The organism is Lysobacter claricitrinus (genome assembly GCF_045866565.1).
GTDB classification, from domain to species: Bacteria; Pseudomonadota; Gammaproteobacteria; order Xanthomonadales; family Xanthomonadaceae; genus Cognatilysobacter; species Cognatilysobacter claricitrinus.
In genome coordinates, this window is record NZ_BAAFZV010000001.1 from 542420 (window position 1) to 558198 (window position 15779).

Sequence of the window (15779 nt, forward strand, 5' to 3'; positions counted from 1 at the left end):
TAACGCCTTATTGGCGCGACTTGCGACGCTCCGCGTCTTGCAGTGCCGTGCGCAGGTCGTCATTCGACACGGCGCCATCGAGCACGTACACCTCGACGCCGTGTGCCGGCACGGTCGCCGACAACGCGCCGCCGTTCGCGACCTGCACGTTCGTTCCCGCGATCCGCGCGCGCCACGTGCCCGCCTGCATCCAACGGTCGACGTGGAAGTCCGCCGGCTTGTCGCCCTTGTTGAGCAGCACCAGCGCCGTCTGGGCGACGTCGCCGCTCTGCACCACCCGGTAGAACGCCGCGCGATCGTCCTTGAACTCGATGTTCAGCTGCAGGCCGCGTTGCAACGCCGGCGTTTGCGCGCGCACGTGCGCGATGCGACTGAGCGCCGCGTGGATCGGATTGCGCCTGGCTTCGTCGATGCGTTGCTGGCCGAAGTAGTTGCGATTGCCGGTGTGCTCGACAGCGCCGCGTTCGAAACCGATCTCCGAACCGTAATAGATCACCGGAATACCGCGCGCTGTGAACAGGAAGTTGTTCGCGTTGATGAAGCCGGCGTCGGTGGCGTCGAGCCGCGCCATGTCGTGGTTGTCGTAGAACGTCATCAGCTCGTACGGATTGGCGTACGGGCCATCGGTGAGATACAGGCGTTCGGCGATCCGCTCGTAACCCTTCTGCTGGCGGCCGAACACCTCGACCAGCCGATCCTTCAACGGGAAGTCGAGCACGCTGACGTCGGCATTGCGCGGCAACGTATGCGCGGCGATCGTCGCGGCGTCGGTGTCGAAGGCTTCGCCGAACATGAAGAAGCCCGGATGCTTCGCCCGGATGCGCGTGGTGAACGCATGCCAGAACGAATTCGGCATCCAGCCGATGGTGTCGATGCGGAACGCGTCCGCGCCCTGGTCGATCCACTGCGAGTACGCGCCGACGAAATAGTCGAGCACCGCCGGCTCGTTCTCGTTGAGGTCCGACAGCTGCGCGATGCCGCCGCCGGTGTTGTACCAGCGGTGCAGCGGGTTGTTCTTCGGATCGAGCTTCGACGGCGGCAGGTTCTGGTGATCGGCCAGCAGCTCGCCATGCGGGCCGTAGATCTTTCCGTACTTCGGCTGGTCCTTCGGCATCGTGAACGCCGGCGAGCCGTGGTTGCAGACGATGTCGAGCACGGTCTTCAGGCCATGCTGCTTCAAACCGGTTGTGAGCCCGCGGAAATCTAGGTTTGCGCTCGGCAGGTGCTCGTCGAGTACATAGAAGTTGTCGCCCCAGTAGCCGTGGTAACCGGTCTTGCCGCGATCGGTCCAGAAGCCGCCCCACTTCACCGGATCGCCGCCGGTGAAGGCTTCGTCGGGCTGGTCGACGATGGGCGTGATCCACACCGCGCCGAAACCCATGTCGCGGATGTAGTCGGCGTTGTCGAGCACGCCTTTGAAATCGCCACCCATGTAGCCGACGTTGTCGCTGTGGCCTTTGGGTGCGCCGGGTGTCGGGCGATCGAAGGTGTGCAGCGTCTTGCCGCCCTGGTCGCGATGGTCGTTCGACGGATCGCCGTTGACGAAGCGGTCGGTCATCACGAAGTAGATCGCGTCGCTCGCGAACGGCTCGGTGGTGCCGACGAACTGCCGCGCGTCGACCCGCGCGTCGCGGCCCTGCGCCGCGATCGGCAACGCCAACGCGACGGCGGCGCTGAGCGCCAGCACGCGCGTCACGGCGTCACCGCCAGCCGAGCCGCACGCGCCTGCGGTTCGCGCACGCGCAACACGCACAGCCCGGCGACCACCATCGAGATGCCGCCGATCACCAGCGCATAGATCGGATGCCCGCCGAACATCGCCTTCAACAGGAAGCCGAGCAGGCTGGCCGCGACCAGCTGCGGGATCACGATGAAGAAATTGAAGATGCCCATGTACACGCCCATCTTCTTCGCCGGCACGCTGTCCGACAGCAGCGCATACGGCAGCGACAGGATCGACGCCCACGCGAAGCCGACGCCGACCATCGACAGCAGCAGCCAGTGCGGGTCGCGAATGAACATGATCGACACCAGTCCGATGCCGCCCAGCACCGCGTTGATCAGATGGCTGGTGCGCAGGCCCCAACGCGCCACCATCTTCGGAATGACGACGGCGGCGATCGCGGCGAAGCCGTTGTAGGCGGCGAACAGCACGCCGACCCAGTTCGCGCCCTCGTTGTACGCGGCGGACGTGGTGTCGGTGCTGTGGAAGTGCAGGTCGGCGACGGCGGGCGTGGTGTAGATCCACATCGCGAACAGCGCGAACCACGAGAAGAACTGCACGACGGCCAGTTGCGCCATCGACGTCGGCATGTCCCTCATGTCGTCGAGCACGTCGGTGAAGAAATTCTGGCCGCGCATGAAGCTGCGCAGGAGGAAGGCGGCACCGAACACGATGAAGAGGCCGGCGAAGATGATCAGCGACTTGTCCAAGCCGTTCACGAGAATCGCAGCGAGGCCGCATGCGCCAAGCACCATGGCGAGCGTCGCCACCAGCCGCGTGGTCGACGTGTTGCCGCCCCGGCGTCGCAGGGGAACAGCCTCGTCCCACTGCTGCAGCGTTTCGGGCGGATATTCCGGCGTTCGCAGGATGGTCCACCCGATCGCGGCGACCAGCACCACGCCGCCCGCATAGAACGACCAGCGCACGGTATCCGGCACCAGCCCCGCATCGGCGGTGTTGGCGACACCGAAGTGCGCGAGCACGTACGGCAGCACGCTCGCCACCACCGAGCCGACGCCGATGAAGAAGCTCTGCATCGAGTAGCCGGTCGCACGCTGGTTCACCGGCAACTGGTCGCCGACGAATGCACGGAACGGCTCCATCGAGATATTGATCGACGCATCGAGCATCCACAGCAGCCCGGCGGCGATCCACAGCGTCGGCGAGTTCGGCATCGCGAGCAGCGCGACGGTCGCCAGCAATGCGCCGACCAGGAAATACGGGCGACGTCGGCCCAGCTTCGTCCAGGTGCGATCGGAGAAGTGGCCGACGATGGGTTGCACGATGAGGCCGGTGAGCGGTGCCGCGATCCACAGCATCGGCAGTGCGTCCATGTCCGCGCCGAGCGTCTGGAAGATGCGGCTGACGTTGGCGTTCTGCAGTGCGAAACCGAACTGGATGCCAAGGAAGCCGAAGCACATGTTCCAGATCTGCCAGAACGAGAGTCGTGGCTTGGACTGCGTAGTGGGATTCATGAACCGCCCTGAGGTGAGGAAGGCACGCCGCGCGCCGTGTCGTGCGGCGAGTGTGACGCGTCGTTCGCGAGAAACCGGTGTGCGCTGCAACATCGACATCGCGACGCGAAGCACACGAACGTGATGTGCGCGGCATGGTAGACAGCGCTCCGCCTGCACAATTTCCGCTGCAAACGTATTCAGCGCGGAGCCGCGCCGACGTGCCGTCATCCTCCACCGCCCGCGTGGAATCCTCCCGCGGCACGCGCGGAACGACGCGCAGCGACCGGGACGGTCGTTCACGCAACGGGTTGTTGAGGTCTCGATGGCGAAGAAGACCTGGTGGCGAGGCGCGGTGATCTACCAGATCTACCCGCGCAGCTTCCTCGATACCAATGGCGACGGCATCGGCGACCTGCCCGGCATCGTCGAGAAGCTCGACTACGTCGCCAGCCTCGGCGTCGACGCGATCTGGATCTCGCCCTTCTTCAAGTCGCCGATGGCCGATTTCGGCTACGACATCGCGGATTACCGCGAAGTCGATCCGATGTTCGGCACGCTCGAGGACTTCGACCGCCTGCTCGCGAAATCACATTCGCTCGGGCTGAAGGTGATGATCGACCAGGTGCTCAGCCACACCTCCGCCGAACATGAATGGTTCAAGCAGAGCCGGCAGAGCCGCGACAACGCGAAGGCCGACTGGTACGTGTGGGCCGACGCCAAACCCGATGGCACGCCGCCCAACAACTGGATGTCGCTGTTCGGTGGCGTGGCGTGGCAGTGGGAGTCGCGTCGCGGCCAGTACTACCTGCACAACTTCCTGACCGAACAACCCGACCTCAACTTCCACAATCCGGCCGTGCAGCGTGCGCAGCTGGACAACGTGAAGTTCTGGCTCGATCGCGGCGTCGACGGCTTCCGCCTCGACGCGATCAACTTCTGCTTCCACGACGCGCGCCTGCGCGACAACCCGGCGAAGCCCGAACACCTGCGCACCGGCCGCGGTTTCTCGCCCGACAACCCGTACGCGTTCCAGTACCACCACTACAACAACACGCAGCCCGAGAACGTCGCCCTCCTCGAGGACGTGCGCGCATTGATGGATCGCTATCCCGACGTCGCCGCGCTGGGCGAAATCTCGTCGGAAGATTCGCTGGCGACGATGGCGGAGTACGTACGCCCCGGCCGGCTGCACATGGGCTACAGCTTCGAGCTGCTCACCAACGATTTCACCGCCGCCTACATCCGCGGCACCGTCGAGCGTCTCGAAGCGAGCATGGTCGACGGTTGGCCATGCTGGGCGATCTCCAACCACGACGTCGAACGCGCGGTCACGCGGTGGGGCGACGGGCAGGCGAACGACGTGCTCGCGCGCCAGCTGGTCGCACTGGTGTGCTCGCTGCGCGGCTCCGTGTGCCTGTACCAGGGCGAAGAGCTCGGCCTGCCCGAAGCCGACGTGCCGTACGAGCTGCTGCAGGATCCCTACGGCATCACGTTCTGGCCGACCTTCAAGGGGCGCGACGGCTGCCGCACGCCGATGCCGTGGAACGGCGGCGCGTCCGCCGGATTCACCGACGGCACGCCGTGGCTTCCGGTTGCACCGACTCACGGTCCACGCAGCGTCGCCCGGCAGGAGGCAGATCCGGCGTCGGTGTTGAACGCCGTGCGCGCGTTCCTGCGCTGGCGCCGTTCGCAGGACACGCTCGTCGAAGGATCGATCCGCTTCCTCGACACGCCCGAGCCGGTGCTCGCGTTCGTGCGCGAACACGACGGCGAGCGCCTGCTGCTCGCGTTCAACGTGTCGGGCGCAGCGGTCGAATGCACGCTGGGCGTTGGCGCGACGACGTCGATGGACGCGCCGGGCATCGCGACCGGTCGCATCGATGGCGATCGCCTGCAGCTGCCGGCGCATGGCGCGCTGTTCGCGCGGCTTGGTTGAACCGTTGCGCGCGTCGGATGATCGCGACGTGCCTACGGTCCTCGATGCGTCGGGCTCGCACTTGATCGAGCGCGCGAGCGCTCGCCGACCGGATCCGCTACACCGCATGGCCAGGTTGTCGCTCGGCGTAGGGCTACTGGCCGCGAGCAGCATCGCCTTCGCGCGCGCACCGTCCGCGGCCGACTGCAACGCGAGCGCGACGTGGTCGACGCTGACGGCCGCCGCCGACGCCCGCACCGATGCACGCGCGTACTGGCTGGACGCGGCGACATTGCGTTGGCCAGGAAAGCCCGGCGACGCACGCTATCGCCTGGTTGCATCGAACAGGGCGGCGCTGCGCGTCGACGCGAACCGACATCTCCGCGATGCCGATGTGTCGCTCGCGCTGACCGGCACCAGTACGCCGCTCGCCGCCGCGACCGCGGCAACCTTCGCCTTCGTACCGTCGGGCGCGCAGTTCGTGCTCGACGACGCCGCCGCACGCGGCGTACGTCGCAGCATCGCCGCGCAATGGTGGCTGGTGCAGGAGGACGCGAGCGGCGCGGTGGTCGACGCGACGTCCGTCCAGTCGCCCGGACTGCTCGATGCGGCATTCAACGCCGACGGCGCGGCGCTCGGTCCACGGGTTACGCGCGACTCGACAACCTTCGACGTGTGGGCACCAACGGCGCGCGGGGTCGCATTGTGCGTGTATCCAGCGCACGGCAATAGCGCGACGACGGCTGTGCCGATGCACCGCGACGACACGACCGGCACGTGGAGCGTGCACGCTCCCGGCGATCTGCGCGGTCGCGCCTACACCTTCCTGGTCGATGTCGTCGTCCCCGGCGTCGGCATCGTGCGCAATCGCGTCACCGATCCGTACTCGGTCACGCTGACTGCAGATTCCCGGCGCAGCGTCGTCGAAGATCCAGCCGACGCCGCCGACCCGCGACTCGCACCCGCCGGCTGGGCAACACACGCGCGCCCCGCACCCGCCGCAAGCAACGTCGACATGACGGTGTACGAGCTGCATGTGCGCGACTTCTCGGTTGCGGACGCGACCGTGCCGGCTGACCACCGCGGCCGCTATCTCGCGTTCACCGACGTCGCATCCAACGGCATGAAACATCTCGCCGCGTTGCGCGAGGCCGGCCTGACCGACGTGCACCTGCTGCCGGTGTTCGACATCGCGACGATTCCCGAGCGGCGCTGCGTCACGCCCGACATCGTGCGCGGCGCGCCCGACAGCCCCGCGCCGCAGGCCGCGATCGCGGCCGTCGCCAAAACCGACTGCTACAACTGGGGTTACGACCCGCAGCATTTCGGCGCGCCCGAAGGCAGCTATGCGACCGATGCCGCCGACGGCGCGGTGCGCATCCGCGAGTTCCGCGCGATGGTGCAGTCGCTGCACGCGCTGGGCCTGCGCGTCGGCATGGACGTGGTCTACAACCACACCACGACCTCAGGACAGGCCGATACCTCCGTGCTCGATCGCATCGTGCCCGGCTATTACTACCGGCTCGATGCGAACGGCGCGGTCGCGCACTCGACCTGCTGCGAGAACACCGCCACCGAGCACCGCATGATGTCGCGCCTGATGGCCGACACGCTGGTGCGCTGGGCGCGCGACTACGGCATCGACTCGTTCCGCTTCGACCTGATGGGGCACCAGCCACGCGCCGCCATGGAGCGCGCGCAACGTGCGCTGCGTGAAGCAACGGGGCACGACGTGCCGCTGATCGGCGAAGGCTGGAACTTCGGCGAAGTCGCGAGCGGCGCGCGCTTCGTGCAGGCGGCGCAGGGTCGATTGGATGACACCGGCATCGCGACGTTCAGCGACCGCGCGCGCGACGCGCTGCGCGGCGGTGGCTGCTGCGACAGCGGTGCGGACCTGCTGCAACACCGTGGCTGGCTCAATGGTCTGGTCGAGGCGCCGGCTTCGCGGGCCGATGCACTGCGCGCTGCCGGCCTCGTGCGTGTCGGCCTCGCCGGCACGCTGCGCGACTACACGACGACGTTCGCCGACGGTCGCACCGCGCCTTTGTCCGCCATCGACTACAGCGGCCAACCGGCCGGCTATACGAGCGAGCCGACGGAAGTCGTCAACTACGTCGAGAACCACGACAACCTGACCCTGTTCGACATCGATGCATTGCGTCTTCCGGCCGGCACGAACGCGGCGGAACGTGCGCGCGTGCAGGCGCTCGGCATCGCCGTGGTCGCGCTCAGCCAGGGCGTCGCCTACTACCACGCCGGCATCGACGTCCTGCGCAGCAAGTCGCTGGACCGCAACAGCTTCGAGTCGGGCGACGCGTTCAACCGACTCGACTGGACCTATACCGACAACGGCTTCGGCGTGGGCCTGCCACGTGAAGTCGACAACGGTCGCGACTGGCCGCTGCTCGCGCCGGTGTTGCGTGACGCGTCGATCAAACCAGCGCCCGCCGACATCGCATGGACACGCGACGTGTTCCGCGACTGGCTGCGCGTGCGCGCGTCGACACCGCTGCTGCGCCTGCGCACGGCCGCCGAGGTGCAGCGTCGATTGACGTTCGGGAACACCGGGCCGTCGCAGAATCCCGCGGTGATCGTGGGCCACCTCGACGGCACGGGCATGCCCGGCGCGCGCCAGCTGCTCTACCTCGTCAACACCTCGCCGCGCACGCAGACGCTCGACCTGCCCACGGAAGCGGACAAGGCCTATGTCCTGCATCCCGTGCTGCAGGCCGGCCGCGATGCCCGCGTGCGCGACTCCCGTTACGACCCGCGTGGCCGCGTCACCGTGCCCGGCCGCACCGCCGCTGTTTTCGTCATCGAGTAAGACCATGACTTCCACGCCCGCACGCTTGATCGCGCCGATGCTGTTCCTGCTTATGGCGACGCCCGCTGTCGCCAAGACGGTGGCCAGTGTCGATTCACCGGATCACAGGCTGCACGTCGAACTCGACGTCGACGACGGCCGCATCGGCTATCGCGTGTTCCGTAACGGCGCGCCGCTGATCGGGACGTCGCGGCTGGGCTTCCTGTTCCAGAACGCCGAACAGATCCAGCGCAACCTCGCCTTCACCGCGCAGGCCACGCGCAGTTTTGACGAGACCTGGGAGCAGCCCTGGGGCGAGCGCCGGCTCACGCGCAACCACTACAACGAACTGCGCACACGCTTCACCGAAACCATCAACGGCAAGCGCGCGATCGACGTGACGTTCCGTGTGTTCGACGACGGCATCGGCTTCCGCTACGAATTCCCCGACCAGCCGTCGATGAAGGACGTGCGCATCACCGAGGAACTCACCGAGTTCGACGTCGTGCCCAACGCGACCGCGTGGTGGATTCCGGCCGGCGAATGGAACCGCTACGAATACCTGTACAACCGCACGCCGCTGCGCGAAGTCAGCCAGGCGCACACGCCGATCACACTGAAGACCGACGACGGTGTCTACCTGTCGTTCCACGAAGCCGCGCTGATCGACTATTCGAGCATGTGGCTGCGTCGTGTCGAAGGCCAGCGCCTGAAGGCACAGCTCTCGCCGGGCAGCGAAGGCTGGAAGGTGCGACGCACCGCGCCGTTCACCACGCCGTGGCGCACGATCACGATCAGCGACCGCGCGGGCGGTCTGGTCGAGTCCAGCCTGATCCTCAACCTCAACGAGCCCAACAAGCTCGGCGACGTGAGCTGGTTCAAGCCGGCGAAGTACGTCGGTGTGTGGTGGTCGCTGCATCTCGATGAAAAGACCTGGGCGACCGGCGCCAAGCATGGCGCGACGACGGAAGAGACCAAGCGCTACATCGATTTCGCCGCGCAGCATGGCTTCCGCGGCGTGCTGGTCGAAGGCTGGAATCCCGGCTGGGACGGCAACTGGTTCGCCAACGGCTGGGATTTCGACTTCACGAAGGCGACGCCCGATTTCGACATCGAAGCACTGTCGAAATACGCGGCCGCCAAGGGCGTGCACCTGATCGGCCATCACGAGACCGGCTGCGCGGTGAGCCACTACGAACGCCAGCTGCCCGCCGCGCTCGATCTCGACGCGCGCCTGGGCATCGACGTGGTCAAGACCGGTTACGTCTGCGATGCCGGACAGATCGAGCGCCAGGATGTCGACGGCGGCCCGGTGCTGCGGGAATGGCACGACGGCCAGTGGCGTGCGAACCATCAGCTGCGCGTCGTGCAGGAAGCCGCGAAGCGCCACATCGCCATCGTCGACCACGAACCGATCAAGGACACCGGCCTGCGCCGCACGTATCCCAACTGGATCGCACGCGAAGGTGCGCGCGGCATGGAATACAACGCCTGGGGCAATCCGCCGAACCCACCGGAACACGAAGCCAACCTCGTGTTCACCCGCATGCTGGGCGGGCCGTTCGACTTCACGCCCGGCGTGCTGAGCCTGAAGGGCCGCAACGGCCAGCAGATCCAGAGCACGCTCGCCAAGCAGCTCGCCAACTACGTGGTGATCTATTCGCCGGTGCAGATGGCGGCCGACCTGCCGGAGCATTACGCGCAGCACATGGACGCGTTCCGCTTCATCGAAGACGTGCCGACCGACTGGGAGGACACGAGGGTGATCAACGGCGAGCCGGGCGACTTCGTGACCATCGCCCGCAAGCAACGCGGGGCGAACGACTGGTTCGTGGGATCCGTCACTGACGAGACTGCGCGCACGCTCACCCTGCCGCTCGACTTCCTCGACTCCGGCCGCGCGTACGAAGCGCAGATCTATCGCGACGGCGACGGCGCCGACTGGAAGAGCAATCCGTTCGCGTTCGTGGTGGAAACACGCATGGTCAAGCGTGGCGATGTGCTGACGCTCAAGCTCGCCGCCGGCGGTGGCGAGGCGATCCGGTTGAAGGCGGTCAAATGAAGTCGGCGACGGCCCTTCGTGTGTCGGCGCTTGCCGCGCTGCTCGCGCTCGCGCTGCCGGCGCTGGCGGCGTCGCCACAGCAGCAGCCGCGCGCGGACGACTACCGCATCATGGCGCCCGGCGTGTCACCGACACCGCTGCACGTGCGCGTGCTGGTGCCGGCGACGTGTCGTATCGGCACCCTGCCGGGCTGTAACGCGCTGTACATCGACGACGGCCAGGATGCCGACCCCGTACACCTCGTCGACACCGTGACGTCGCTCGCCGCGTCCGGTGCGATCAGCGCACCGGTAGTCATCGCCATCGACATGCCGCCCGACCGCATGGGCGCCTACGGCTTTTCCGATCGCGCGGCGGGCAGGGCCATCGTCGCGCCGACCAAGTACGGCGATGTCGGCGCGCGCGCGCATGCCTACTCGGAATGGCTGGTGCACACGCTGGTGCCGTTCGTGGAATCGCGCTATGCGGTGCGGCCTTCGCCGGATGCGCGCGCGATCCTCGGCTGGTCGCTGGGCGGCGCACACGCGTTCAACGTCGGCTGGCAGTATCCCGAGGTGTTCGCGCGGGTCGGCGCGTTCTCGCCGTCGTTCTGGCTGGCGACCGATCGCACCGACGCGACCACGTTGCAGCGCACGCGCATCGCGCAGTCCATGGTCGCCACCATGCCACCGCGCACCGGCGCACGCTTCTTCGTGGCGATCGGCACCGACGAGGAAACCAGCGACCGCGACGGCGACGGCATCAACGACGCGGTCGACGACGTGCGCGATCTCGTCGACGGCTGGAACGTCGATGCGGGCGGGGTCAACGGGCTGAGGCAGGCGGGTTACAGAATCAATGACGACGCCGCGCATCGCACCGACGACAGCGACGTTGCGCTGTACGTGCTCGATGGCGGCCACCACCAGCAGGCGAGCTGGGCGCGGATGTTGCCGGTGTTCCTGCGTTGGGCGTATCCAGCGCACGCGCCCTGACGGGCGTGTCGCTTCAGCGCGCAGGTCGATCCCGCGGCTGACGATGGTCACCGTGCCTGTTCATCTCGCCCACTCCGACACCTGTTGGTCGCGCGTGTCCGTTCGCGGCGCCGTGCGCTGTCACGGTGCTGCCATGAATACGTTTGCAGGGAAATTTGTGCGGGCAGGCCGGCCTCTACCATCGCCGCAGCTCGGTAGTCGGTCGCCGCAGCAGCCCGGCCATGCGACGTCGATCGCAGCCATCCGATTTTAGAACCTCATAGTTCGGGGAGTACCAGGGGATGTTGAAGCTGAAACGCAACCTGCTCAGTGTCGCGCTCGCCACGTCGGCGATGATGCTGGCTTCGGCCGCGCAGGCGCAGACCGCCACGCCGGCCGACCCGGCCGCCAAGGACGACGCCAAGCAACTCGACAGCGTGGTGGTGCGCGGCATCCGTCGCGGCATCGAGCGCTCGATCGACGTCAAGAAGAACTCCACGTCGATCGTCGAAGCCGTGTCGGCCGAAGACATCGGCAAGCTGCCCGACGTGAGCATCGCGGAGTCGATCGCGCGCTTGCCGGGCCTGGCGGCGCAGCGCGTCGCCGGTCGTGCGCAGGTGATCAGCGTGCGCGGCCTCTCCCCGGACTTCTCGACCACGCTGCTCAACGGTCGCGAGATGGTCAGCACCGGCGACAACCGCAGCGTCGAGTTCGACCAGTACCCGTCCGAACTGCTCAGCGGCGTGACCGTGTACAAGACGCCGGACGCGGGCCTGGTCGGCCAGGGCCTGTCGGGCACCATCGACATGCAGACGGTGCGCCCGCTCAACTTCCAGGACCGCGTCATTGCGGTCAGCGCGCGCGGCCAGCACAACTCGCTGGGCGCCGCCGCGAACCAGGACGCGTTCGGCAATCGATTCAACGCGACCTACATCGACCAGTTCGCGAACCGTACGTGGGGCATCGCGCTCGGCTACTCGCATTCGGACACGCCGATCCAGGAGAACCAGGTCGGCCTGTACGAGCCGTGGGAGCAGATCGGCCCGACGTGGCGTCCCGGCGTGCCTTCGGGCGCCAATTGCCCGAGCCCGACCGCCACCGACTGCACGTACTTCTCCGAAGGCATCAAGGCGCTGCGCCGTACCGGTTACCAGAAGCGCGACGCGCTGATGGGCACGCTCGAGTTCCGCCCGAACGAGTCGTGGACGAGCGTGCTCGACGTGTTCCACACCGAGGCCCACCAGGAAGACACCGCGAACCAGTTCGAGGTGAACCTGGGTAACTATCCGGCCACGATCGCGGTCACCGGCGCGCAGATCAACGACAACCACACGTTCACCGGCGGCACCGTCGCGAACCTGTATCCGCTCGTGCGCGGCATGTACAACGACCGCAAGGACAAGATCGACGCGTTCGGCTGGAACAACCGCTTCAACATCGGCGCGGTGAAGCTCGACGCCGACGTCAGCTGGTCGCGCGCCAAGCGCAACGAGCTGAGCCTGGAGAACAACACGCAGCTGGCGAGCCCGGCGCTCGACACGCTGAACCTGCAGTACCACAGCGACGACTTCTCGCAGCTCGATCCGACCCGCGACTACAGCGACCCGACCAAGCTCTTCGTTACGAACACGATCTACGGCTCGGGCTACGGCAAGGTGCCGCGCGTCGTCGACGAGCTCAAGAGCTATCGCCTTACCGCCAATATCCCCGGTCCGCAGTCGTGGGCGTGGATCAAGGACTTCGACGTCGGCATCAACTACGCCGACCGCGAGAAGGAAAAGCACCAGCCCGAGGCCAACATCAACCTCGGCCCGCAGGGCCCGGTCACGATCCCGGCCGACCTGCAGTACGGGCTCGTCGACCTCGGCTTCGCCGGCGTCGGCCTGATCCCGTCGTGGAACGTGCCGGGCGTGGTCAGCCGCTTCATGACGTTCGACCCGAGCGAAACGGCAGCGGGCTATCTCGTCGCCAAGGCGTGGACGGTGGACGAGAAGATCACCACCACGTTCGCGAAGGCCAACATCGATACGCAGTGGGGCAACGTGCCCGTGCGCGGCAATGTCGGCGTGCAGGTGCAGCATGTGGATCAGTCGTCGACCGGTAACGTGTTCGACGGCAGCCGCCCCGCGGGCCAGCAGATCGTGCCGTATACGCGCGGCAAGACGTACACCGACGTGCTGCCGAGCCTGAACCTCGCGTTCTCGCTGCCGGACGACCAGACGGTGCGCGTCGCGCTCGCCAAGCAGGTTGCGCGTCCGCGTATCGACGAGCTGCGTGCGTCGCGTGACTTCGGCGTCGACCAGTCCAAGGTTCCGGCCGTGCCGGGCGCAAGCGGCGGCAACCCCGAGCTCGATCCGTGGAAGGCGAACGCGTTCGACATCTCCTACGAGAAGTACTTCGGCACCAAGGCCTACGTGGCGGCGGCGTACTTCTACAAGGACCTGACGACGTACATCTATTCGCAGAAGGTCGACGGCTACGACTTCTCCGACCTGCTGCAGGGTTACGTCGTCCCGCCGGGCGGCACCACGCCGCAGTCGACGGGTACGTTCACCGCGCCGTTCAACGGCAAGGGCGGCAAGATGCAGGGCCTCGAGCTCACCGCGTCGCTGCCGCTCAATCTGTTCACCCCGGTGCTCGACGGTTTCGGCATCGTCGCCAGCGCGACGTTCAACGACAGCAACATCACGATCCCGCCGGACGACTCGAACGTCAGCAGCGTCGGCAGTGCGCCGATCGCCCTGCCGGGCCTGTCCAAGCGCGTCTACAACTTCACCGCGTACTACGAGAAGAGCGGCTTCGAGGCGCGTATCAACCAGCGTCGTCGTTCCGACTTCATCGGCGAGATCGGCAACTTCAACGGCAACCGCACGCTGCGCTACGTGGTCGGCGAGAACATCACCGATGCGCAGGTCAGCTACACGTTCGGCGATGAGAGCTCGCTCAAGGGCATGACCCTGCTGCTGCAGGCCAACAACCTGACGAACGAGTCCTATCGCACGTACGCAGGCACGAAGGACCGCCCGCTCGAGAACATCGAATGGGGCCGCACCTACCTGGTCGGCGTGAGCTACAAGTTCTGATTCCGCACATCGCGTAACCCCCGGGCCCCTGCCGGTTCTCTCCGTCGGCAGGGGCTTTCTTTTTTTTTGGTACACCTTCGATAGCCGATGGAGTTGCCGATGTCCTCCAATGCCGTGCAGGTCGTGGTCTTCCTGGCGTTGACCGCGCTCGTGGCCCTCGCGACATGGTGGCGCTGCCGCCGCGAACGCCACGCCACCGATCGCGGGCGCGACTACTTCCTCGCCGGCGGTTCGCTGACGTGGCCGTTCATCGCCGGCTCGCTGCTGCTCACCAACATCTCCGCCGAACAGATCGTCGGCATGAACGGCGCGCAGACCATGCTGATGGCGTGGTGGGAATTCGGCGCCGCCGCCGGCCTTCTCGTGCTCGCGCACGTGCTGGTGCCGATGTACTACCGCTACAAGTGCACGACCACCACTGAGCTTCTGGAACGTCGACTCGGCGATCCCGGCCTGCGTCGCGCGGTATCGGTGATGTTCCTGCTCGGTTATCTCTTCATCCTGCTGCCGATGGTGCTGTACACCGGCTCGAAGTTCATGGCGTCGATGTTCCACCCCGACCTGCCGATCACCGTCATCGCCGTCCTGTTCGCGATCGGCGGCCTCGCCTATGCGGCGTTCGGCGGCCTGCGCGCGATCGCGATCTCCGACACCTACATGGGCGTCGTGCTGCTGGTAATGGGCATCCTCGTCACCGTGTTCGCGCTCAATGCGATCCACTGGGATCTGTCGGATGTCCCGGTCACCCGCCTCACCCTGGTCGGCTCGGCCGATTCGGACATCCCGTGGCAGACGCTGTTCACCGGCATGCTGTTCGCGCACCTGTTCTACTGGGGCACGAACATGGTGATCGCGCAGCGCGCGCTCGCTGCGCCCACGGTGCGTGAAGCGCAGAAGGGCATCTACGCCGCGGCGTTCTTCAAGTTGCTCACGCCGCTGATCGTGGTGCTGCCCGGCATCATCGCGTTCAAGCTGTTCGGCGACGTGGACGACGACGCCTACGGTCGACTGGTGGGTGCGGTGCTGCCGTCGTGGTTGTCGGGCGCCTTCGCCGCGGCGATCACCGGCGCGGTGCTGTCGAGCTACAGCGCGGCGCTCAACTCGGCGGCCGCGCTGTACACGGTCGACGTGCACCTCGCGAAGATCAATCCGAATGCCGACGCGAAGAAGCTCGGCCGCGTGGTGACGATCCTGTTCACCGTTGTCTCGCTGGCGATCGTGCCGCTGTACACGCATTCCAAGAGCATCATCGGCACGCTGCAGCAGCTCAACGGCCTGTATTCGATGCCAGTGCTCGCCGCGTTCATCGTCGCGATCTTCTTCAACGGCGTGAACGCGAAGGCGGTGCGCTGGTCGCTGGTGTTCGGCACCGCGCTGTATGCGTTCTTCACCTTCGGCTGGCCGGCGTTGACGGCCCGCGGCCTGCTGTCCCCGCCGCCGCATTACCTGCACCTGATGTTCGTGACCCTGTTGTCGACCATTGCGTTCGCGCTGGTCGGCAGTCGCGTGATGGGCACGGCGCGCCGGCAGGCGGTGCCCGACGCGGCCTGAACGGTTGATGCGACGACGGGCCGCCTCCGGGCGGCCCGTTCGTTTTTGCGGACGGCGTTCAGCGCCCGGTCGAGGCCGGCGGGCGTAAGCTCCGCGCATGATCCTCGACTTCATGCTCGGCGACAGCCCGCTGATCCTGGTCACGCTCACCGCGTTCGCGGTGGTCGCCTGCGCGATCGCGTACGCGGTGCGGCTCGGCCGACGTCGCGACCAGCGCCATCGCTAGACGGGC

At 66.8% G+C, this 15779-nt stretch carries 9 protein-coding genes; 7 read left to right on the plus strand and 2 right to left on the minus strand.

All coding sequences use genetic code 11. The features are described from left to right. Window positions 1-7 precede the first annotated feature (7 nt). Together ACKTTN_RS02385 and ACKTTN_RS02390 are read right to left on the minus strand one after the other, a co-directional pair. Window positions 8-1696 (minus strand): alpha-amylase family glycosyl hydrolase, encoded by a 1689-nt coding sequence (locus tag ACKTTN_RS02385; protein ID WP_407908271.1) that lies wholly within the window; start codon window positions 1694-1696, stop codon window positions 8-10. Continuing rightward, entirely contained in the window at window positions 1693-3198 is a 1506-nt protein-coding gene (locus tag ACKTTN_RS02390; RefSeq protein ID WP_407908272.1) for an MFS transporter, read from the minus strand. The genes ACKTTN_RS02385 and ACKTTN_RS02390 overlap by 4 nt, the downstream gene beginning before the upstream one ends. A 304-nt stretch (window positions 3199-3502) precedes the next feature. Here ACKTTN_RS02390 and ACKTTN_RS02395 point away from each other — a divergent pair, with 304 nt between their 5' ends. From ACKTTN_RS02395 to ACKTTN_RS02425, 7 genes are all read left to right on the plus strand, one after another. Next, complete coding sequence (locus tag ACKTTN_RS02395; RefSeq protein WP_407908273.1) at window positions 3503-5116, plus strand: alpha-glucosidase family protein; 1614 nt, start codon at window positions 3503-3505, stop codon at window positions 5114-5116. 106 nt (window positions 5117-5222) lie between these two features. Continuing rightward, a complete protein-coding gene (locus ACKTTN_RS02400) occupies window positions 5223-7919 on the plus strand; it encodes an alpha-1,6-glucosidase domain-containing protein (protein WP_407908274.1) in 2697 nt (898 codons plus the stop codon). Window positions 7920-7923: 4 nt separating this feature from the next. Next, window positions 7924-9960: a glycoside hydrolase family 97 protein gene (locus ACKTTN_RS02405; protein ID WP_407908275.1), complete on the plus strand. Its 2037-nt coding sequence runs from the start codon at window positions 7924-7926 to the stop codon at window positions 9958-9960. Next, window positions 9957-10934, plus strand: a complete 978-nt coding sequence (locus ACKTTN_RS02410; RefSeq protein ID WP_407908276.1) for an alpha/beta hydrolase — start codon at window positions 9957-9959, stop codon at window positions 10932-10934. The genes ACKTTN_RS02405 and ACKTTN_RS02410 overlap by 4 nt, the downstream gene beginning before the upstream one ends. Before the next feature lie 281 nt (window positions 10935-11215). Next, window positions 11216-13996 carry a TonB-dependent receptor gene (locus tag ACKTTN_RS02415; RefSeq protein ID WP_407908277.1) on the plus strand — a complete coding sequence of 927 codons (2781 nt, stop codon included), beginning with the start codon at window positions 11216-11218 and terminating at the stop codon, window positions 13994-13996. Window positions 13997-14095: 99 nt separating this feature from the next. Then, a complete protein-coding gene (locus ACKTTN_RS02420; protein ID WP_407908278.1) occupies window positions 14096-15547 on the plus strand; it encodes a solute:sodium symporter family transporter in 1452 nt (483 codons plus the stop codon). A gap of 97 nt (window positions 15548-15644) precedes the next feature. Further along, window positions 15645-15773 (plus strand): hypothetical protein, encoded by a 129-nt coding sequence (locus ACKTTN_RS02425; RefSeq protein WP_407908279.1) that lies wholly within the window; start codon window positions 15645-15647, stop codon window positions 15771-15773. Window positions 15774-15779 lie beyond the last annotated feature (6 nt).